General features: G+C 64.9%; 16 protein-coding genes and 1 pseudogene. 8 read left to right on the top strand and 9 right to left on the bottom strand.

All coding sequences use genetic code 11. The annotated features are described in order from the left end of the window. Positions 1 to 65 precede the first annotated feature (65 nt). The 6 genes from rng to tldD all read left to right on the top strand — a co-directional run bounded on the left by rng (position 66) and on the right by tldD (position 8,811). Entirely contained in the window at positions 66 to 1,535 is a 1,470-nt protein-coding gene (gene rng, locus PG900_RS11160; RefSeq protein WP_011704378.1) for a ribonuclease G, read from the top strand. Beyond that, complete coding sequence (locus PG900_RS11155) at positions 1,536 to 5,435, top strand: YhdP family protein (protein WP_270831472.1); 3,900 nt, start codon at positions 1,536 to 1,538, stop codon at positions 5,433 to 5,435. A 34-nt stretch (positions 5,436 to 5,469) separates the two neighbouring features. Continuing rightward, positions 5,470 to 5,802 (top strand): Dabb family protein, encoded by a 333-nt coding sequence (locus PG900_RS11150; RefSeq protein ID WP_270801600.1) that lies wholly within the window; start codon positions 5,470 to 5,472, stop codon positions 5,800 to 5,802. Further along, the gene (locus tag PG900_RS11145; protein ID WP_227290270.1) at positions 5,799 to 6,386 is read left to right on the top strand and encodes a nucleotidyltransferase domain-containing protein; all 588 of its coding nucleotides are present in this window, start codon (positions 5,799 to 5,801) and stop codon (positions 6,384 to 6,386) included. The genes PG900_RS11150 and PG900_RS11145 overlap by 4 nt, the downstream gene beginning before the upstream one ends. 19 nt (positions 6,387 to 6,405) lie before the next feature. Further along, on the top strand, positions 6,406 to 7,212 hold the full coding sequence (locus tag PG900_RS11140) for a carbon-nitrogen hydrolase family protein (RefSeq protein ID WP_270801595.1): 807 nt from the start codon (positions 6,406 to 6,408) through the stop codon (positions 7,210 to 7,212). 150 nt (positions 7,213 to 7,362) lie between these two features. Further along, positions 7,363 to 8,811, top strand: coding sequence for a metalloprotease TldD (gene tldD, locus PG900_RS11135; RefSeq protein WP_016349174.1), 1,449 nt, complete (start codon positions 7,363 to 7,365; stop codon positions 8,809 to 8,811). A gap of 120 nt (positions 8,812 to 8,931) precedes the next feature. Here the strand turns inward: tldD and PG900_RS11130 are convergent, their stop codons facing one another. The 3 genes from PG900_RS11130 to PG900_RS11120 all read right to left on the bottom strand — a co-directional run bounded on the left by PG900_RS11130 (position 8,932) and on the right by PG900_RS11120 (position 11,464). Continuing rightward, the gene (locus tag PG900_RS11130; RefSeq protein WP_005308127.1) at positions 8,932 to 9,135 is read right to left on the bottom strand and encodes a hypothetical protein; all 204 of its coding nucleotides are present in this window, start codon (positions 9,133 to 9,135) and stop codon (positions 8,932 to 8,934) included. Positions 9,136 to 9,295: 160 nt separating this feature from the next. Next, positions 9,296 to 10,012, bottom strand: coding sequence for a MarC family NAAT transporter (locus PG900_RS11125; protein ID WP_016349179.1), 717 nt, complete (start codon positions 10,010 to 10,012; stop codon positions 9,296 to 9,298). A gap of 135 nt (positions 10,013 to 10,147) precedes the next feature. Then, positions 10,148 to 11,464, bottom strand: coding sequence for an MFS transporter (locus tag PG900_RS11120; protein WP_270831471.1), 1,317 nt, complete (start codon positions 11,462 to 11,464; stop codon positions 10,148 to 10,150). A gap of 248 nt (positions 11,465 to 11,712) precedes the next feature. Here PG900_RS11120 and PG900_RS11115 point away from each other — a divergent pair, with 248 nt between their 5' ends. After that, complete coding sequence (locus PG900_RS11115) at positions 11,713 to 12,384, top strand: ATP-binding protein (protein ID WP_270801590.1); 672 nt, start codon at positions 11,713 to 11,715, stop codon at positions 12,382 to 12,384. Here PG900_RS11115 and PG900_RS11110 read toward each other — a convergent pair. Genes PG900_RS11110 through PG900_RS11090 form a run of 5 tightly spaced genes read right to left on the bottom strand, consistent with a single transcriptional unit; the run spans position 12,381 to position 18,870 of the window. Further along, positions 12,381 to 13,583 carry an HD-GYP domain-containing protein gene (locus PG900_RS11110; protein ID WP_080602659.1) on the bottom strand — a complete coding sequence of 401 codons (1,203 nt, stop codon included), beginning with the start codon at positions 13,581 to 13,583 and terminating at the stop codon, positions 12,381 to 12,383. The genes PG900_RS11115 and PG900_RS11110 overlap by 4 nt on opposite strands. After that, positions 13,522 to 16,188, bottom strand: a complete 2,667-nt coding sequence (locus PG900_RS11105; protein ID WP_270801585.1) for a response regulator — start codon at positions 16,186 to 16,188, stop codon at positions 13,522 to 13,524. Before PG900_RS11105 ends, PG900_RS11110 begins: the two co-directional genes overlap by 62 nt. Then, positions 16,189 to 17,259 carry an ATP-binding SpoIIE family protein phosphatase gene (locus PG900_RS11100; RefSeq protein ID WP_270831470.1) on the bottom strand — a complete coding sequence of 357 codons (1,071 nt, stop codon included), beginning with the start codon at positions 17,257 to 17,259 and terminating at the stop codon, positions 16,189 to 16,191. A 6-nt stretch (positions 17,260 to 17,265) separates the two neighbouring features. Then, positions 17,266 to 17,640, bottom strand: a complete 375-nt coding sequence (locus PG900_RS11095) for a sigma-B regulator RsbS (protein ID WP_011704395.1) — start codon at positions 17,638 to 17,640, stop codon at positions 17,266 to 17,268. 9 nt (positions 17,641 to 17,649) lie between these two features. Then, complete coding sequence (locus tag PG900_RS11090; protein WP_180345490.1) at positions 17,650 to 18,870, bottom strand: PAS domain-containing protein; 1,221 nt, start codon at positions 18,868 to 18,870, stop codon at positions 17,650 to 17,652. Positions 18,871 to 19,011: 141 nt separating this feature from the next. Between PG900_RS11090 and PG900_RS11085 the strand changes: the two genes are divergently transcribed. Beyond that, positions 19,012 to 19,704 (top strand): AraC family transcriptional regulator, encoded by a 693-nt coding sequence (locus tag PG900_RS11085; protein WP_270801577.1) that lies wholly within the window; start codon positions 19,012 to 19,014, stop codon positions 19,702 to 19,704. Here PG900_RS11085 and PG900_RS23005 read toward each other — a convergent pair. Then, positions 19,670 to 20,061: pseudogene (locus tag PG900_RS23005) on the bottom strand (nuclear transport factor 2 family protein). The gene PG900_RS11085 and the pseudogene PG900_RS23005 overlap by 35 nt on opposite strands. Positions 20,062 to 20,194: the final 133 nt, after the last annotated feature.

The following is a 20,194-nucleotide window of genomic DNA, read 5'->3' as shown; positions in this document are numbered from 1 at the left end:
CGTTACTCACCGGGCACGTGCCGGTTTGGCTGCCAGAATTTAAAACTAGAAAGGCAAGGTAACTTATGTCGGTAGAACTGCTGGTAAACGTCACCCCCTCCGAAACCCGGGTTGCCCTGGTCGAGAACGGTCTGCTGCAGGAAGTGCACGTGGAGCGTCAGGCCAAGCGCGGCATCGTGGGCAACATCTACAAAGGCAAGATCAGCCGGGTGCTGCCCGGCATGCAGGCGGCTTTCGTCGATATCGGCATGGACAAGGCGGCCTTCCTGCACGCCTCCGACATAGTGCCACACACCGAGTGCGTGGCGGTGAAGGAGAAAGAGCAGTTCCAGGCCGGCAACATCGCCGAGCTGGTGCGCCAGGGGCAGGACATTATGGTACAGGTGGTGAAAGACCCGCTGGGCACCAAGGGCGCCCGCCTCACCACCGACATCACCCTGCCGTCCCGCTATCTGGTGTTCATGCCTGGCAGTGCCCACGTCGGCGTCTCCCAGCGCATCGAGTCCGAGGCGGAGCGCGAGCGCCTCAAGCGCACCGTGGCCGGCTATGTGGACGAGCTGGGTGGCTACATCATCCGCACCGCCGCCGAAGGGGTGGGTGAGCAGGAGCTGGAGCAGGATGCCGCCTTCTTGAAGCGCCTGTGGCGCAAGATCCTGGAGCGCAAGCAGAAGTATCCTCCCTGCAAGATCCTCTACGAGGATCCCAGCCTGGCCTTTCGGGTGGTGCGCGACTTCGTCGGGGCCGAGCTCGACAAGATCCGGGTCGACTCGCGCCAGAGCTTCGATCAGCTCAAGCGCTTCACCGAGGAGTACGTGCCTGAGCTGGCTAACAAGCTGGAGTACTACTCCGGCGAGTCGCCGATCTTCGATCTCTACGACGTGGAGAACGAGATCCAGCGGGCGCTGGAGCGCAAGGTGGAGCTCAAATCCGGCGGCTACCTCATCATCGACCAGACCGAAGCCATGACTACGGTGGACATCAACACCGGGGCCTTCGTCGGCCATCGCAACCTGGAAGAGACCATCTTCAATACCAACGTCGAGGCGACGGCGGCCATCGCCCGCCACCTGCGCCTGCGCAACCTCGGCGGCATCATCATCATCGACTTCATCGACATGCAGTCCGAGGATCACCGCCGGCGGGTGCTGCACAGCCTGGAGCAGGCGCTGTCGAAGGACCGCGCCAAGACCAACGTCAACGGCTTCTCCCAGCTCGGCCTGGTGGAGATGACCCGCAAGCGCACCCGCGAGAGCCTGGAGCACGTGCTCTGCTCCGAGTGCCCCGAGTGCAAGGGGCGCGGTCGGGTCAAGACGGTGGAGTCGGTCTGCTTCGAGATCCTGCGGGAGATCATCCGGGTCAACCGGGCTTACGACGCGGATCAGTTCACCGTCTACGCCGCCCCGGCGGTGGCCGACTACCTGCGGGGCGAGGAGTCTCACAGTCTGGCCGAACTGGAAGTGTTCATCGGCAAGCAGGTCAGGGTGGTGAGCGAACCCCTCTGCGGGCAGGAGCAGTTCGACGTGGTGATGATGTAATTGGTCTATCGCTGGCTGAGTCGGGGCTGGTTGGCCCTCGGGGTCTTCTTCGTGCTGCTGGCCATCCTGGTCAGTCTGGTGCGCTTGGGCGGCCCCTTGCTCAATCAGCACCGGCAGGCGCTGCTCAATACCCTGCTGGCCGACAGCAAGCTGGAGGCCAGCGTCGATCGCATCGGGCTTGACTGGACCCAGCGCGGCCCGGCCCTCGAACTGCAGCAACTGGTGATCGCGCCAAATTCCGGCCGCTTCGCCCTGCGTCTTGGCAAGGTATGGGCCCACCTCGACTTCTGGCGCTCCCTCAACGAACTCAAGCCGGTATTTGGCCAGCTGATCCTGAGCGATGGCGACATAGCGCTGGATCTGGGCCAGCCTGCGGAGCCGGAAACCGGCAACGGCAGCGACCAGCAGCAGGCCCTGCTGCGCTTTCTGCTGACTCAGCTCTCCACCTTCGATATTCACGACACCCGCCTCAGCCTCACCACGGCGCTGGGGGAGGTGCGTGCCCTCGACATCGCCCAGCTGCGCTGGCAGAACCGCGGCAAGCGTCATCAGGGGGTCGGCAAGGCCTATCTCATCAACGGGGTGGGCGAGAGTACCCTCGATCTTATTGTCGACGTGGATGCCCCCCAGGTGCGGCTTGATCGGCTCAAGGGCCAGCTCTATCTGGGGGCCCGCCAGCTCGACATCAGCCCCATGCTGGCCCGTACCCACTCAGGGGAGCCCAAGGTGAGCGGCCAGCTCGACTTCCAGCTCTGGAGCGAGTTCAAGGCCGGTCAGCTGGGGGATTCGCTGCTGGCGTTTGGCGACAACTATCTGATCTGGCAGGATGAAAAACAGGGTGACCTGCACCGGCTCGGGCTGCAGGGGGGTAAGATCCAGCTGCGCCGGGACGGCAAGGAGTGGCAGTTTGCCAGCCACGACGTCACCTTCAAGCTCGACGGCAAGCCCTGGCTGCACAGCCGGTTGCAGCTCGAGCGGGTCGGCGATCGCATCCAGGGTTATGTGCCGGCCATCGATCTGGACCAGATCGCCAACCTGAGCCAGCTGGTGTCGGGGATCTATCCCGAGCTGACCGAGACCCTCAAGCGCACCCGCCCGACCGGCAAGATCCAGGATCTGATCCTGCAGGCGGATGCCGGCTGGCAGGGGCTCTCCGTCAGCGGCCAGCTGTCCCACATCCGGGTCAACGCCTGGCACGACGTGCCCGGCGTGCGCGACCTCAACGGCGAGTTCTGGCTCACCCCGACCGGTGGCAGCGCCCGGCTGCAACTGGCAAACGATGCCATAGATCCGGCCCGCCACTTCAAGGAGCCGATCCCCATCGATCGCTTCTCGGCGCGGCTCGACTGGTGGCAGGTGCCGCAGGGCTGGGTGCTCTATGGCCAGGATCTGGTGCTGGACAACCCGGACTTGAGCCTCGCCAGCCGCTTTCGGCTCGATCTGTTCGAGCACCCCTTCCTAGCCCTGACCGGCCGCATCGACGTCAAGAACGCGGCCAACGCCGATCGTTACTATCCGCTGCAGGTGATGGACAAGAGCCTGGTGGATTACCTGAGCGGGGCCATCAAGGGGGGCAAGGCCAAAGGGGCTGACCTGCTCTGGTACGGCGAGTTCCGCGACTTCCCCTACCGCAAGGGCGAGGGCATCTTCCAGGTGGCGGTGCCGCTGCAGCAGGCCTCCTATGAATTCTTCCCCGGTTGGCAACCGCTTACCGACCTGCAGATCGATCTGTTGTTCCAGAACGCCAGCCTCGACATGAACAGCCGCGCCACCCAGCTCGGCAAGGCCAGCTCCGACTCGGTGCACGCCTGGATCCCGGACCTCTATCCGGGGGCCCACCTCTACGTGGACGCCAAGGTTGAGGGCGAGGGCAAGGCCATCAGCGACTACCTGCAGGACTCGCCGCTCGGCGGCTCGGTCGGTCAGGCGCTGCGCGAGGTGGAGATCCGCGGCCCCATGAAGGGCTCGGTGAAGCTGGATATTCCGCTGGATGGCGAGAGCGAGGTCAAGGCCAGCGGCGATGCCCTGTTCAGCAACAACAAGGTGCGGGTCACCAGCCTGGATCTGCCGCTGGAGCAGGTGCAGGGGCGGCTAGAGTATGACAACGAACAGACCCGCTTCAGCAACCTCAAGGCGAGCCTGTGGAACCAGCCGATCACCCTCGACTATCAGGGCCGCCAGCAGCCCAATCGCTATCAGGTCGATCTCAAGTTCAAGGGGCAGTGGGACAGCCGCCGCCAGCGTCAGGACATCCCGGCGCTGGACATCCTCAAGGGGCGCGGCAACTGGGCCGGCAGCCTGGGGCTGACCCTGCCGAGCGATCAGCCGTTCAGCTTCCAGCTGGCGCTCGACTCCAACCTGCAGGGCATGGGGCTGGATCTGCCCGTCCCGCTCGCCAAGGCGGCCGGCAGCCGGTTGCCGCTCAAGGTGACCGCGCGCGGTCGCGACGGCAGTGCCGACATCCGCGCCGTGCTGGGGGCCGACGTGGATATGCAGAGCCGGCTGGTGTACGGCGACGGCGTGCCCTACCTCAGCAGGGTGCGGGTGGACGTGGGGCAGCCCGGCGCCCGGGTGCTGCGCGACCGGCCCATGCTGCTTGCCATCAACCAGCAGCAGGCCGACGTGGCTGGCTGGCTGGCCCGTCTCAAGCAGTGGCTGCCGGCCAGCACGGCGCCGAGCGGCAATGCGGTGGTGGGCCCCTCCTTCTTGCCGCAGGAGTGGTGGGTGGACGGCCGCCTGGCCCGCGCCGACATCGGCAGCGCCAACCTCAAGGCGGTGCACTTCACCGTGGGGCCGGTCAATCAGGCCACCGAGGTGATGATCGACAGCCCGGACGTGATGGGGGTGGTGCGCCTGCCGGTGTCCGAGCGTCAGCCCATCGACGCGAAATTTGCCCGCATCCACTGGTCCGGCAAGAGTTCGGATCTGAGCCCGGATCCCGATGCCAGACAGGACAGAGCCATCATGGATGCCATCCCCTGGCTCACCTTCAGCTGCGTGGACTGCCGCTTCGGCGAGTTGCCGCTGGGCGAGGTGAAGGGGGAGCTGATCCCGGGGGCCGACAAGCTGAGCCTCAAGGGGCTGGAGATGCGGCTGGCGGGCAGCCAGCTGAACGGCAGCGCCGAGTGGCTGGCGGGAGCGGACGGCATGCAGACCCGCGCCCGCGCCCACATCAGCAGCAACAACAGCGAGCTGCTGCTCAAGCGGCTCGGCTACACCTCGCCCATCGGCGATGCGCCCGGCAAGATGGCGCTGGATCTGAGTTGGCGCGATGTACCCTACCGACCGAACGTGCCGACCCTGAGCGGCACCGCCGACTATCAGCTGGAAGGTGGCACCCTGCGCGAGGTCAACGACAAGGGGGCACGACTGCTCTCCCTGCTCAGCCTGGATTCATTGCTGCGCAAGCTGCGGCTCGATTTTCGCGACGTGTTCGATAAGGGCTTCTACTTCGAGTCCATGTCGGCCTCCGCCAAGATCAAGCAGGGGGTAGTGGACAACCGCGACTTCTACATGAAGGGAGCAGCCGGCAACCTGCGCGGCGAGGGCATCGCCGATCTGGTGCGCTGGCGGCTCGACTACGAGCTGAGCTTCTCCCCCAACCTGGGTGGCACCCTGCCAGTGGTGGCGGCCTTCTCGCTGACCCCGATCACCGGGCTCTACGTGCTGGCGCTCTCCAAACTGCTGGAGCCGGTGGTGGACGTGGTCACCCGCATCGATTTCCGGGTCTCAGGCCCGCTCGACGATCCCAAACTGATCGAGGCGGGACGGGATCGGGCCCGCATCAAGCTCAACCAGCAGCAGAAGGAGGCGGTCGACGCGGTGGCCCCCAACCTGCCGACGCAGGAGGTGACCCCCTTCCTGCTGACCCCCAAACACGCGGGGCCCGCCCAGCGCTGAACGAGCGGCCCGGCACCATCACAAGGAGTGAGCCATGATCCGACATATCCTGCTGATCGCCTTCAAGCCGGGCACCCAGCCCGCACAGATAGACGCGGTGCGCGCCGCCTTTCTCGCCATCCCCCATCAGGTCAGCGGCGTGCTGGCGGTGGAGTGGGGGCGGGATGACAGCCCGGAGGGACGGGCCGAGGGCTTCACCCACAGCGTGCTGATGACCTTTGCCGACGAGGCGGCCCGCCAGCGCTATCTGCCCCACCCGGATCACGATGCCCTCAAGGCCATCTTCCGCCCGGTGCTGGAACGTATCATAGTGCTGGATTACACCCTGCAGGCCGGCGATGCGGTTGCTGTTGGGACGCTGTCATGATGGAGGATGAGCGCTGGGGCAAGATTCCACCGCTGCAATTGGCGTTGTTGCGAGCCGTGGTGGAACACGGCAAAGCTCATCCCGCCATTGGTGCCGGGGTGGTGGTTGGTTCGCTTGCCAAAGGAAAGGCGGACCGGGTCTCTGATGTCGATGTCTTGTTGCTGGCCGAGCCGGGCTTTCATCAGCATGGGGAAGCGCTGGTTCGTTCCATTGTCGGTGAACGTGCGGTGTTCCACTGTTGGCAAGGAAGACATGAAGATGTCTGTTCCTACTGGCGCTATATCTTCCTGGATATGTCCAGCATCGAGATCCATATCCTTGATCGCGATGCCGGTTTCCCGCTTGCCAAGCCTTACATGCCTCTTTTTGATAAAGCCCATTCGCTATCTGCGCTGGAGGTCGCGGGGCCCGCGCCCAGCCATTGGGATTTCCCTGCCTACATGGGGGACGGTAATGGTCTGGTGTGGGAGCTGTTCGATTGCCTCAAATGGGCGGAGCGGGGCCAACGGGGATTAGTCAGACATCATCTGCGTAAACTGTTGGCAGAGATGGATAAAGACCCGGATATTGTGGATCGCGAGTAACGCGGACAAGGAGAGAACCATGTGGTTAGCTGCAATACAGCTGGTATCGGGCCGTCGCTGGCAGGATAACCGGGAGCAGATTGCCGCCGAGCTGGCCCTGTTGCCGAGTGAGCGGCCGCTGCTGGTGTTGCTGCCGGAGAACTTCGCCCTGTTTGGCGAGCGGCAGGGGTATCTGGACGGGGCTGAGACCATAGGTGAGGGCCCGATCCAGCAGCAGCTGGCCGAATGGGCCAGTGACTACGGCATCTGGCTGGTGGCGGGGGCCATGCCGACCACCATCGCCGGTTCCGACCATATCCACACCAGTACCCTGGTGTTCGACCCCAGCGGCGATCGCAAGGGCCACTACCACAAGATCCACCTGTTCGATGTGGACGTGGCGGACAATCACGGCCGCTACCGGGAGTCGGAAACCTTCAGTCCCGGCGAGGAGCCTGTGCTGGTGGACTCCCCGTTTGGTCCCCTCGGCCTCTCGATCTGTTATGATCTGCGCTTTCCCGAGCTGTACCGCCGGCTGGCCCGCGCCGGTGCCCGCGTGCTGCTGGTGCCTGCCGCCTTTACCGCCGTGACCGGCGAGGCGCACTGGGAGCCGCTGCTGCGGGCCCGCGCCATCGAGAACCAGTGTTACCTGGTGGCCGCCAATCAGGGCGGCACCCACGAGACGGGGCGCCAGACCTGGGGTCACAGCATGGTGATCGACCCCTGGGGTCGGGTGCTGGCCAGCCTGGACAGCGGGTGCGGCACCGTGCTGGCGCCGCTGGACCCCGGTCTTATGGACGAACTGCAACGCACCATGCCGGTGCTGGACCATGCCCGTCTGCTATGAACATGTGCAGGTTCGACTCGCCCTGTGGCGGGGGAGTCGGACGCTTGCAAACCCGATGGTGGGTTGGACGTCCGCTGGCGTTTCGCCAAGCGAACCCACGGTCTGGGATTTAACCGTTACGACATCTCGCATCGAGAGTGGAGAGAAAGATTGAGTCTATTGAGCCAGGTTAGTGCCTCCCTGTTGGCCCCCCACGACCTCGACGAAGGGCGGCTGCAGCAGCTGCTCGGCAGCCTGATGAGCCATCAGGTGGAGTTCGGCGATCTCTATTTCCAGCGCAGCTGGCACGAGTCCTGGATGCTGGAGGACGGCATCGTCAAGGATGGCAGCTACAACATCGATCAGGGGGTGGGGGTGCGCGCCGTCAGCGGCGAGAAGACCGGCTTCGCTTACTCGGATGAGCTGAGCCTGCTGGCGCTGCAACAGTCGGTGACCGCCGCCCGTGGCATCGCGGCCGCCGGTGCACAGGGCAAGGTGAAGGCGTGGGCTCGTACCGAAGCGAATCTGCTCTACCCGGCGCTGGATCCGCTGCAGACCCTCGACAAGCAGCAGAAGATCGCCCTGCTGGAGCAGATGGACAAGTTTGCCAGAAGTCTGGATCCCGCCATCAATCAGGTGATGGCCTCCATCAGCGGCGTCTATGAAGAGGTGCTGGTGGCCGCCACCGACGGCACCCTGGCCGCTGACGTGCGTCCGCTGGTGCGCCTCTCGGTGACCGTCATCGCCGAAAAGGGCGATCGTCGCGAACGCGGCAGTGCCGGTGGCGGCGGCCGCTTCGGTTACGACTACTTCCTCGAGCTGGACGGGCTGGAGAGCCGGGCGTTTGGCTATGTGCGTGAAGCGGTGCGCCAGGCACTGGTCAACCTCGACGCCATCGATGCACCGGCCGGCACCATGCCGGTGGTGCTCGGTGCCGGCTGGCCCGGTGTGCTGCTGCACGAGGCGGTGGGCCACGGTCTGGAGGGGGATTTCAACCGCAAGGGCTCTTCTGCCTTTGCCGGCCGCATCGGTGAGCAGGTGGCCTCCAAGCACTGCACCATCGTCGATGACGGCACTCTGCCGGGTCGGCGCGGCTCCGTCTCCATCGACGACGAGGGAACGCCGGGCGGCTACAACGTGCTGATCGAGAACGGCATCCTCAAGGGCTATCTGCAGGACAAGCAGAACGCCCGTCTGATGGGTGTGCCGCTCACCGGCAATGGCCGCCGCGAATCCTACGCCGCCCTGCCGATGCCGCGCATGACCAACACCTACATGCTGGCGGGTCAGTATGATCCGGCCGAGATCATCGCCTCGGTGAAGAAGGGGATCTACGCCCCCAACTTCGGCGGTGGTCAGGTGGACATCACCTCCGGCAAGTTCGTCTTCTCCGCCTCCGAGGCCTACCTCATCGAGGATGGCAAGATCACCGCGCCCATCAAGGGGGCGACCCTGATCGGCAACGGCCCCGAGGCGATGAGCCAGGTTTCCATGGTGGGCAAGGATCTCGCGCTGGATCGCGGGGTCGGGGTCTGTGGCAAGGAGGGGCAGAGCGTGCCGGTCGGTGTCGGCCAGCCCACCCTCAAGCTGGATCAGCTCACCGTGGGCGGCACCCAGTAAGGGAAGCGAGCGGTACTCCCGTGATCGCCAAACCCCGGCCAAGTGCCGGGGTTTTGCTATCCGGGGTCATGGGAAACAAAAAGCCCCGGCAAGGGCCGGGGCTGCAGATACGGGGCTCGGTCAGTTGACCGAAATGGCGCGGGCGTCGATGAAGAAGCGCGCGTTGCCTTGTTGATCGACCCTGATCTGGGCAACCAGACGATCGCTCTGCTTGTACTCCCACCGGCTCTTGATCCGGGTCAGAGCGGGGCTGGCGGCACCGACCACGTTCAGATATTCATGAAACAGGCTGTAGCTTCCAATCTCGGTCAGCATCTTTTCCATTTGCACATCTCCTGAAGTGAGTGGGTGTCCATCCATAAACCTACCAAGCACTCTCTGAATCGAATCTGTATGAAAAACACACTAACTCATTTATGTGTCAACAACATGATCAGGCGCAAGATCAGCGACGATTCCTGCGCTTTTATGACACCGTTTTCAGTCAGGGCTGGCGCGGGTCCGGCAATTGATCAAGAGCGCCGGATACGTGTGGCAACGCGGGGGCCGTTTGTGCCGCCGGCGCACCGTGGAACACCGGATCCTGCGCCACTTCCTTGATGCCGTTGATGCAGAACTGCATACCCATGCAAACCAGCAAGAAGCCCATGATCCGGGTCATGGCATCGATGCCGGTGGCGCCGAGGATCTTGCAGACCGGATCCGCCAGCTTGAGCACCCCCCAGCTGAGCAGGCTCATCAGGGCGAAGGCGGTGACCATGGCGGCATAGATGGTGAAGCGGTTGTATTCGTCCGGCAGCTCGGCGATCTGGGCGGCGCCGCTGATCACCAGCGCCATGGTGCCCGGCCCGCACATGCTGGGCATGGTGAGCGGCACGAAGGCGATGCTCTGGTTGATGTCGACCCCGGCCGCCTGGCTCGGTGCCGGGAACAGCATGCGAAAGCCGATGAAGGCGATGATGAGACCGCCGGCCAGGCGCAGGCCGGGAATGGAGATCCCGAACAGATCCAAGATGGAGGAGCCGATGAAGAAGCTGACGCAGAGGGTGCAGAACAGATAGATGGCGGCCAGGTTGATCTGGCGGCGCACGTGCTCGCGCGACATGCCCTTGCTCAGCCCCAGCAACAGGGTGGCCGTGGTGGGCGGGTTGACCATGGGCAGCAGCGCCAGCAAGGCGAGAAATACGACCTGAAAGAACATCATGAACCTCGGATGACTAGGGTGGAGGAGTGTCCCGGGCCGTCGATGGGCCCGAGAGGGAGGCTATCTTATGTCGGCCGGGCTGAACACCAGCCATATGAAAAAAGCCCCGCACTGGGCGGGGCTCGGAATGGTTCAGGCGGCCTGCGGCGCGCTCTGGCGCTGGCTGCGCTGCTGCAGCCAGAGCTGCAGGCCGAGCACGAAGCCGAGCGCAGCCAGGCTGACCACGTAGTGGGAGGGGGCCAGCACGTCCTCCTTCATCCAGAGCGTGACCAGCATGGGCGTCAGGCCGCCGAAGATGGCGTAGGCCACGTTGTAGGAGAACGACAGCCCGGAGAAGCGCACCACCGCCGGGAAGGCGTTGACCATGACGTAGGGCACGGCACCGACGATCCCCACCGAGAAACCGGCCAGCGCATAGAGCGGCACCAGCTGGCTGGTGTCGGTCGCCAGCCCGTGATAGAAGGCGTAGCTGGCGCCGGCCAGCAGCAATGAGCCCAGCATGAAGGTGGGGCCGCTGCCGAGGGCGTCGATCAGCCGGCCATAGACGATGCAGCCGAAGGTGAGCGCCAGAATGGCCAGCGAGTTGGCGGTCAGCGCATCGGCCGGGCTGATGCCGTGCACCTTCTGCAGGTAGGTGGGGGTCATCAGGATCACCACCACTATGCCGGCAGAGAGCAGCCAGGTGAGCAGCATGGAGACCACGACGCTGCTCTTGTGGCTGCGCAGCACCGTCTTGAGCGGCAGCTCTTCCGCCAGTGCCTTGTTGGCCTGCATCTCGGCAAAGACCGGGGTCTCGTGCAGCCAGCGGCGCAGGTACATGGCGACGATGCCGAATGCCCCGCCGAGCACGAAGGCCAGCCGCCAGCCCCAGTCACTCACCTCGCTCGGGCTCATGCCGCGGTTGATGGCGGTGGCCACCAGGGAGCCGAGCAGGATGCCGGCGGTCAACCCGGCGGTGAGGGTGCCGCAGGCGACACCGACCCGGCGGGCCGGCACGTGCTCTGCCACGAACACCCAGGCACCGGGCACTTCACCGCCGATGGCGGCTCCCTGCAGGATCCGCAACAGCAGCAACAGCAGGGGCGCGGCGATGCCGAGGGTGGCATAGGTGGGCAGCAGGCCGATCAGCAGGGTCGGCAGTGCCATCAGCAGTATGCTGAGGGTGAACATCCGCTTGCGACCGATGAGATCGCCGAAGTGGGCCATGATGATGCCGCCCAGCGGGCGGGCCAGATAGCCGGCGGCGAAGATGCCGAAGGTCTGGAACTGGCGCAGCCACTCGGGAATGTCGGCCGGGAAGAACAGCTCGCCGATCACCACGGCGAAGAAGACGAAGATGATAAAGTCGTAAAACTCGAGGGCTCCGCCGAGGGCGGCCAGGCTCAGGGTCTTGTAATCCTGTCGGTTGAGGGGACGGCTGTGGTGGTAAGCTGGTGTGACTGTCGTCATATCCTTATGTTTCCCATCGTTTTTTTTAGTTATTGTTCCCCCATCCTTGCAGGGGACACGCTCATTACCGAGGGTATGCTTTTGCATCCCGTGATGTAAATCGCACAATTCGCAACACTGTCTTGCAGCTTTTTGGTGCAGTGAGACGGAGCGACACGCTCAAGCGCCGGGCTCCTCGCCCGGACGAATAATCGGGACGATGGCCGGCGCCTTGCCGGCTCCGACCTCAAGATAGCTGGAGAAATCATATGAAGACCAAGGTGCTGCTCTCCTGGAGCAGCGGCAAGGACAGCGCCTGGGCGCTGCACGCACTGCGGCAGGATCCGGCCATCGAGGTGGTGGGACTGTTCACCACCCTCAACCAGGCGTTCGAACGGGTGGCCATGCACGGAGTACGCAAGCAGTTGCTGCTGGCGCAGGCCGAGTGCGTGGGCTTGCCGTTGACCACCATCGACCTGCCCTGGCCCTGCAGCAATGAAGATTACGCCCGCATCATGACCGACTTCATCGCAGAGGTGGTGGCGCAGGGGATCCGCCACATGGCGTTTGGCGATCTCTTCCTCGAGGATGTACGCGCCTATCGGGAGCGGCAGCTGGCGGGGACGGGGATCACGCCGCTGTTTCCGCTGTGGGGCAGCAAGACCGACTCGCTGGCAGGCGAGATGATGGCGGCAGGGCTCAGAGCCAGGATCAGCACCCTGGATCCGCGCAAGCTGCCCGCCACCCTCGGCGGGCATGAGTTTGACGCGGCCTTGCTGGCGGCCCTGCCCGCCGGGGTGGACTCCTGCGGCGAAAACGGCGAGTTTCATACCCTGGCTTGGGATGGCCCCATGTTCCAGCGGCCGCTGGCCATCCGGGTGGGGGAGACGGTGGAGCGGGACGGCTTCGTCTTCACCGACCTGCTGCCCGCCACCGCCTAGTCGCGGTTGGACTCCCGCTCGCCCTTGTCGTCGTTGTAGCGCAGGGCTATCTCGTGGAATTGCTGGTGGATGCGGGCAAAGGCGTCGGTGATGTCGGGGTCGAAGTGATTGCCCCGCCCCGCCAGTATGATGGGCACCACCTCCTGGTGGGACATGGCGGCCTTGTAGCAGCGCTTGCTGATGAGGGCGTCGTACACGTCGGCCAGCGCCATCAAGCGGGCCGAGAGGGGGATCTCGTCACCGATCAGGCCATAGGGATAGCCGGTGCCGTCCCACTTCTCGTGGTGGTAGCAGGCGATCTCCTTGGCCAGCCGCAGAAACTCCACCTCCACCCCCAGCGCCTCCTCGGCATGGACGATGGCCTCCTTGCCGAGAATGGAGTGGTGCTTCATCTGGGCAAACTCGTCCGCATCCAGCTTGCCGGGTTTGAGCAGGATCCGGTCCGGCACGCCGACCTTGCCGATGTCGTGCAGCGGGGCCGATTTGAACAGCAGATCGATGGTCTTGGGGGTCAGCTCGGCACGAAAGCGGGGGTGCTCGCAGAGGGTCTCCGCCAGCAGCCGCACATAGTGCTGGGTGCGCAGGATATGATTGCCGGTCTCGTTGTCGCGGGTTTCGGCAAGCGAGGCGAGGGAGTGGATGGTGATGTTCTGGATCAGTTCGTTCTCCCGGGTGCGCCGCTCCACCTCCTGCTCCAGAAAGGCGTTCTGGTCGTGCAGCAGATCCCGCGCCGCTTTCAGCTCCAGGTGGTTTCTGACCCGGGCCAGCACGATGGCAGGAGTGATCGGCTTGTGGATGTAGTCGACGGCCCCCAGTGCCAGGCCGTGCGCCTCTGCACTTTCTTCCACCTTGGCGGTCAGGAAGATCACCGGGATCTCGCGCGCCTGCGGCATCTCCTGCAGCGCCTGCATCACCTGATAGCCATCCATCTGGGGCATTACCACGTCGAGCAGGATCAGATCCACCCGGGTGCCGGCCGAGAGGATCTCCAGCGCCCGCTGGCCGCTGATGGCGACCTTGACCCGGTAGTGGGGGCTGAGCAGGGCGCTGAGCAGGGAGAGGTTCTCCGGTGTGTCATCGACCACCAGCAGGGTGGGTTTGGTATCGGGATCCAGCAAGTTGAGCATGATGGTGGCCTCACTCTTGGTTGAACAGATCGGGTCTGAGGGCCCGGACTTGTTGCAGATGTGCCAGGGCATCGGCGAAGCGAAAACGGGTCATGGCATCGTGCATGGCCGGTGCCGCCTCGCCCAGCAGGGGGGCGAGCCTGGCCTGATTGCGCTGGAACAGGATGAAGGCTTCCGCATCGTCTTCCAGCAGCAGCCCGGTCAGCTGGTGCAGCAGGGGGGCTAGCTCGGCGGGGGTTGCCTCCGGCAAGCCGGGGGCGGCAGGGGCCGGCAGCAGCGTCAGCAGGCCGGCGGCCAGTTGCTGCTGCTGTTGCAACCCCAGTTCGGCCAGCGGCAGCAGGCTGGCGGCGTCGTCTCCCCGGGCGAGGGCGCTCTCCAGCCGGGCCGAGAGCTCCTGCAGCGACCCGGCCCCCAGCGTTGCGGCTATGCCCTTGAGGGTATGAGCCTGTCGATGCGCTTCTTCCCGGTCATTCGTCTGCAGGGCGGCCAGCAGGGTTTCCATCGGCTGACTCCCCTGGCGGGCGAAGCGTTGCAGCAGATCCCGATACCACTCCCAGTTGTGCATCAAGCGTTGCAGGGCGGTTTCGGCGTTGAGGCCGAGCGCCCGCAGCTGTGGCAGCAAGGCGGTGGCGGGGGATGCGCGCGAGGCAGTGAGTCTGCTGCTGACCTCGCGGCTGAAGGAGGTTGCCCAGCGCTGCAGGGCCGCATACAGCCTGTCGGGGTCGATGGGCTTGGCGATGTGATCGTCCATCCCGGCCGCCAGGCAGCGTTCGCGATCACCGGCCATGACGTTGGCCGTCATCGCCAGGATCGGGGTGTGTTGTCCGATGTCTTCCCGCTCGCGCAACAGCCGGGTGGCGGCCAGGCCATCCATCACCGGCATCTGCATGTCCATCAGGATCAGGTCGTAGTGGGTCTGGGCCACCATCTCCAGCGCGATGGCACCATTGCCGGCGATGCTGACATCGGCGCCGACCGCCCGCAGCAGCTCCAGCGCCACCTGCTGATTGAGCTCGTTGTCTTCCGCCAGCAGGATCCTGAGCCCGTCGAAGCGGTAGTGGTGGGTCGCCTGGGGTGGCTTGAAGGTGAGGGGGCTTGCTTGCTGACCAAACAGGCCGATGACGGTGTCGAACAGCACGGAGGCGCATACCGGCTTGACCAGCACCCGATCAAAGCCGGCAGTGTCGGCCTGGCGAAAGACCTCCTCCCGTCCGTAGCCGGTCACCATGACCCGGTAGGGACGCTGGCCCATGCCGCGGGCGATGAGGCGGCGACCGGTCTCGATGCCATCCAGCCCCGGCATGTGCCAGTCCAGCAATACCACTTCGTAGGGCTGCCCCTCCTGCTCGGCGCCGGCGATCATCTGCAGTGCCTGCTGGCCCGATTCGGCGGTGTCCACCACAAAGCTCATGCTGCGCAGTAGGGCGGCCATGATGGTGCGGGCGCTGGCACTGTCGTCGGCCACCAGCATGCGGCGCCCGCGCAGATCCAGGCTCGGCAGATAGCGGGATCTGCGTCTGCCCCGGCCGAGTCGGGCGGTAAACCAGAAGGTGCTGCCCTGGCCAGGTTCGCTCTGTACCCCCACCTCGCCGCCCATCAGCTCCGCCAGTTTGCGGGAGATGGCGAGGCCGAGGCCGGTGCCGCCGTACTTGCGGGTGGTGGAGCTGTCCGCCTGCTGGAATGACTGGAACAGCCGCTGCTGCTGCTCCTGGCTCATGCCGATCCCGGTGTCCTGTACCGAGCAGTGCAGCAACACCTCCTGGGGTTGTTTCTCCAGGCAGCTGACCTTGACCAGGATCTCCCCCTGCTCGGTGAACTTGACCGCGTTGTTGGCATAGTTGATCAGGATCTGGCCGAGGCGAAGGGGATCGCCATAGAGCAGGGTGTCGAGCTGGTGGTCGACCTCGAACAGCAGCTCTATGCCCTTGGCCTCCGCCTTTTCGCCCACCAGGGTGGCCAGATTCTCCAGCACATGGTCGAGATCGAATTCGATCCGCTCCAGATCCAGCTTGCCGGCTTCGATCTTGGAGAAGTCGAGGATGTCGTTGATGATGCCGAGCAGATGCTGGGCCGAACGCTGGATCTTGCTGACGTAGTCGAACTGCTGCGGATCGAGCCGGGTCTGCAGGGCGAGATGGGACATGCCGAGGATGGCGTTCATGGGGGTGCGGATCTCGTGGCTCATGTTGGCGAGAAAATCGCTCTTGGCCCGGGTCGCGCCCTCCGCCAGCTCATAGGCGACTTCCAGCTCCTGGTTCTTGGCCTGCATCACCGCAAACAGCTCGTCCCGGGTCGGTTCGGCGAACTGCCGCTGCATCTGTTGCAGCAGCAGTTCATCGGGCCAGCGGGGCAGGCGGTAGACCAGGGCAATGGCGTTGTCCGCGTGTGATACCAGCCGGATGCCACGTGAATGGCGGCCGTCCGGCTCGGGGGCAATAGGGGCATCAGCCGAGAGCGAGAGCCACAACTCCTGCGCGTGCGGCTCCAGCCACACCTGCAGTTGCAGCGGCTCAGCGTTCGCCACCAGCTGGCGTACCAGCTCGGAGGTGGCGCCCGCCAGCGGTGCCACGAAGGTGGGACTTCTGTCGAGGCAGGTGAGTACCTGGATCACCTTGCGCCGGGCGGTGAGTGCCGCCGCCGGGCCTGACAGCAAGGTTTCGCCGATCTGTTGCCGCATCTAGTTCTCCTCTCCTGCCAGCACCCGCAGCACGATGCAGCTGGCGTCGTCGGTGCTGCGGCCACTGTGGGCGATCACCTGGCGTGCCAGCTGGGCGGGTTCGGCGGTCAGATCCAGCGCACCGTCGCGCAGGTTGAGGGATTCGCTGATACCGTCCGAATAGAGCATTACCACGTCCCCGGCGACGAGTGGCTGGCGTTGCAGCAAGGGGGTGGGGAAACGCTCTCCCAGCACCCCATCGCGGGAGATGCCGCGCCAGGGCTCGCGGCCACGCAGGCAGATGCGGGTATTGCCGATGCCGGCATAGCTCAGCTCACCTTGCTCGCCGTTGACCAGGGCCACGCCGGCGGCGGCGCCTCGGGTGCCGATGCAGTGCTGGTGCAGCAGTTGCAACAGGCGGGCTGGTTCTTGCTCGCGGGTTTGCTGCAGCGCCGCCTCCAGCACCTGTACCAGCTTGTTGGCCGAGGTGCCGTGGCCGCTCACGTCGATCAGGATCAGCGACACCCCCTCCGGCCCTGGCCGGATGAAGGCCAGATCGCCGGAGACCCGTTCCGGATAGCAGGGGCGGTTCTCGCTGGCCCATGTTAGTTGCAGGCCGGCGTGCAGCTGGCCGGCACAGGCGAGGGGGGCGATTGGCCTGGATACCAGAGGCGCCGCGCCCAGCCACTTGCGGGCCTGCACCAGAGTCCCCCCTCCCGGCGGGGTGCTGATGGTGAGTTCCGACATCATGCGGCGCACGCCGGGCAGGCCCAGGCCCAGGGTACCCGAAGTGCTGTAGTGATCCTGCATGGCCTGATGCACGTCCCCAATGCCGGGGCCCTGATCGCGGGCGACGATGTCGATGCAGGGGCGCCCTCTGGGATGGTGGAGGGTGAGGGTGATCTCCCCCCGCTCGGCGTATTTCAGGATGTTGCTGCCAAGCTCGGAGACCACGGTGGAGAGCATGGCACGGTCCACCTCGGACAGGTTGGCGATGAAGGGGAGGCGGCGTACCGCCATCACCGTCAGGTGCAGGTCGATGTCGTGGCGCAGCGGGTAGCTGGCCTCTTGCACGCTCTGTTCCAGCTGCATGCTGCGCTACTCCTCATCCTTGAGCGTCGTGCGAACATGGGCGAAGGCATCGTCCATGTCGAGAAAGCAGCGCAGCGGCCCGGGCTCGGCATCGGCCAGCGCCAGGAAGGCGGCGATCCCCGCATTCAGCCCCACCAGCAGGCAGACGGCACCGAGCAGGCGGCACACCTCGGCCAGTTTGCGGACCTGCCTGAATTCGTGGTGATCGAGCAGCATGACCCCGGAGAAGTCGAGCAGTACCGCATGCTGGCGGCCCAGCATCAGCCGCTGGGAGAGGGCCTGCATCAGTTGCTGCATGCCCTCGTCACCGAGGTCGGGGCGCATGCTGACCACGATGCAGTCGGCCACGTCGGCGATGCCCAGATCATTGTTGAGCAGCATGCATCTCTCCTAGAGGGTGGATCCGACCCGCTTGAGGGCGATCTCGAAGGCATCCCGCAGGGTCGCCGTGGTACGGATGTCACCGACAGAGACCCCCAGCTCCACCATGGTGCGGGCGATGGCCGGCGAGACGCCGGAGATGATGGCCTCGCACCCCATGAACTGGGTTGCCTTGGTGATCTTGATCAGCTGGTTGGCGACGCCGGTATCCACGGTGGCGACCCCGGCGATGTCCAGTACGAAGACCCGGGCCCGGGTCTCGGCAATCTTGGTGAGCGACTTGTTCATCACGTCGGCGGTGCGCATGGAATCGATGATCCCCACCAGCGGCAGCAGCAGGATCCCGTCCCAGATGGGGGTGACCGGGGTCGACATCTCCTGCAGCGATTTGTGCAGCTCCTCGCGCACCCTGGCGGCCTCTTCGGCCTCCTCCATGGCGCGCTTGAGCTGGCGATGCTGCGCCACCTGGGCCGTGATGTCGGTGGCAAACTTGACGATCTTGCTGGGCTTGCCGGTGAGATCCAGCACCGGGTTGTAGGAGCCCTGGATCCAGATCTCTTCCCCCTGTTTGCCGAGCCGGCAGAACTCTCCCGCCAGGAATTCACCCCGGCGCAGAGTCTCCCAGAAGCTGCGATAGTCGGCCGACTGGGCGTAGTCAGGATCGACCAGCAGCCGGTGGTGCTGGCCCTTCAGCTCCTCCAGCTGATAGCCCACCGTCTCCAGAAAGCGGGCATTGGCATCGAGGATGATGCCATCCAGTGAAAACTCCACCTTGCCCATGACGCGGCTCAGGGCGTTGAGCTGCCCCTCGAAGTTGGCGTTCAGCTGCTTCTGCTCGGTCAGATCCATGCTGTATTCGATGACCTGGACCAGCGCGCCCTGTTCATCCAGCTGTGGGCTGCAACTGCCTCGCAGCCATATGTCCCGGCCTTGGCGATCGAGCCGGTGAAACTCTCCCTCCTGTGCCTGCCCCGTCCGCAGCGCCTGCCAACGGGCGGCCTCGTCGGCGGATTCTTCTGCCTCAGCGGGGAGCAGCATGCTGTAGTGCTGACCCTTGAGCTCGGCCAGCTGATATCCCATGATGGCGAGAAAACGGGGATTGGCATCCAGGATCAAGCCGTCTGGCGCGAGCTCGAGCCGTGCCATCAGCTGGTCGACAGCCTCCAGTCTGGCCTGGGGTGACGCGGGAGTGACTGTGTTCGAATGGGCAGCTGCGGTGTGCACGTCCATGGCATCTCCAATAAATGGTGCTATTGATTTGAATGTCATTAGAAGGCGTACAGCAGTTATAGCCCACCGGGACGAGAGCGGGGGACAAGAAGTGCCGAAAGAGCCTGCTGGTGGGTGGGCCTTGGGCCTGGGAAGTTCGTCATGAATCTCTTGTATCGCGACTACCCGCAAGGCGCGCTCACCGCCCTCCATTGTCACGGCGGCTCACAGTTTTGCTACCTGCATCGGGGTGGCGGCGTGATCAGCAGTCAGGCGGCAGGCGTGCTGCTGGTGGCGGGCCAGCTCTGCCTGATCCCGGCCGGGCTTGCCCATGAGTTCAGGGTGCTGCGTCACTCCCGGCTCAGTCTGATCTATCTGGATGACCTGGATGGGGGAAGCGAGCTGACGACCCGCCAGGTGAGCCCGCTGCTGGCCGGCTTGTTCGAGCGGCTGGCGGACATGGCGGGGCCGGGGCTCAGGGATGCCTATCTGACGGTATTGGCGGCCGAGCTGCGACAGGCGCCGGTGGCGGCCGGATTCATGCTGAGCGTGGCGCTGGACGTGCGGCTGCTGCGGGTGCTGGAGCGGGTCTGCCGGCACCCTTCCATCGAATACGGGTTGGCAGAGTTGGCGGCCGATTCAGGTGCCTCGGTGCGCACCCTCAACCGGCTGTTCAGCCAGCAGCTGGGCTGCAGCTTTCGGCAATGGCGGCAACAGGTGGTGATGGGGCGGGCCCGCCAGTTGCAGCAACAGGGCCAGCCGCTGTCGCGGATAGCCCTCGAACTGGGTTACGGGGATTTCAGCGCCTTTTCTCACGCCTTCAATCGCTTCTTGCGGGAACCTGTGGGGCCGTGAGGCGGGAGCCGAGATCCCGGTCTGCTCGTCGGTGTGGCTCAGGCGTTGGCCCTGAAAGGTGAACAGGGCGCTCACCTTGCACTCGATCCGTGCGCCGTCGTGACGCCAGGCCCGCACCCGATGCAGGGAGTGCACCCGGTTTCCCTCGGCCAGCAGCGAGACAAAGCGGATCTCGCAGCGGGCCAGGCTTTGGCGCAGGGTCAGCAGATGTTGCTCGAAGGCGGCGCGATCCAGCCGCTGGTCATCCACCAGCTGGACATAGTCCGGGCAGAACCAGTGATCGAGTTCGGCCGGGGTGAAATCGGGGTCGCAGATGACCCGGTTGAGGCAGGCTTGCAGCCGTTGCTTGTAATCCATGATGGGCTCCTGAGCGGATGGGAGTGGCCAGTATGGGTTGCAGCGTCGGCTCCGGCCTTGGCGCCCACGCCATCCTGTTTGGCGATTGCGCCAAGATGGGGGCTTGCCGTGGCGATGCGTGTCACTTGGCCCT

The organism is Aeromonas sp. QDB03 (genome assembly GCF_027707985.1).
In the GTDB taxonomy this organism is placed as follows: domain Bacteria; phylum Pseudomonadota; class Gammaproteobacteria; order Enterobacterales; family Aeromonadaceae; genus Aeromonas; species Aeromonas hydrophila.
Note: the sequence above shows the minus strand (reverse complement) of the source record. Positions and strands in the feature narration are given on the sequence as shown.

What these genes read in the sequence shown, in the direction of transcription:
- rng (WP_011704378.1), top strand. Translation starts at nt 66, where the DNA reads ATGTCGGTAGAACTGCTGGTAAACGTCACCCCCTCCGAAACCCGGGTT.
- PG900_RS11150 (WP_270801600.1), top strand. Translation starts at nt 5,470, where the DNA reads ATGATCCGACATATCCTGCTGATCGCCTTCAAGCCGGGCACCCAGCCC.
- PG900_RS11145 (WP_227290270.1), top strand. Translation starts at nt 5,799, where the DNA reads ATGATGGAGGATGAGCGCTGGGGCAAGATTCCACCGCTGCAATTGGCG.
- PG900_RS11140 (WP_270801595.1), top strand. Translation starts at nt 6,406, where the DNA reads ATGTGGTTAGCTGCAATACAGCTGGTATCGGGCCGTCGCTGGCAGGAT.
- PG900_RS11130 (WP_005308127.1), bottom strand. Translation starts at nt 9,135, where the DNA reads ATGGAAAAGATGCTGACCGAGATTGGAAGCTACAGCCTGTTTCATGAA.
- PG900_RS11125 (WP_016349179.1), bottom strand. Translation starts at nt 10,012, where the DNA reads ATGTTCTTTCAGGTCGTATTTCTCGCCTTGCTGGCGCTGCTGCCCATG.
- PG900_RS11120 (WP_270831471.1), bottom strand. Translation starts at nt 11,464, where the DNA reads ATGACGACAGTCACACCAGCTTACCACCACAGCCGTCCCCTCAACCGA.
- PG900_RS11115 (WP_270801590.1), top strand. Translation starts at nt 11,713, where the DNA reads ATGAAGACCAAGGTGCTGCTCTCCTGGAGCAGCGGCAAGGACAGCGCC.
- PG900_RS11110 (WP_080602659.1), bottom strand. Translation starts at nt 13,583, where the DNA reads ATGCCCTGGCACATCTGCAACAAGTCCGGGCCCTCAGACCCGATCTGT.
- PG900_RS11105 (WP_270801585.1), bottom strand. Translation starts at nt 16,188, where the DNA reads ATGCGGCAACAGATCGGCGAAACCTTGCTGTCAGGCCCGGCGGCGGCA.
- PG900_RS11100 (WP_270831470.1), bottom strand. Translation starts at nt 17,259, where the DNA reads ATGCAGCTGGAACAGAGCGTGCAAGAGGCCAGCTACCCGCTGCGCCAC.
- PG900_RS11095 (WP_011704395.1), bottom strand. Translation starts at nt 17,640, where the DNA reads ATGCTGCTCAACAATGATCTGGGCATCGCCGACGTGGCCGACTGCATC.
- PG900_RS11090 (WP_180345490.1), bottom strand. Translation starts at nt 18,870, where the DNA reads ATGGACGTGCACACCGCAGCTGCCCATTCGAACACAGTCACTCCCGCG.
- PG900_RS11085 (WP_270801577.1), top strand. Translation starts at nt 19,012, where the DNA reads ATGAATCTCTTGTATCGCGACTACCCGCAAGGCGCGCTCACCGCCCTC.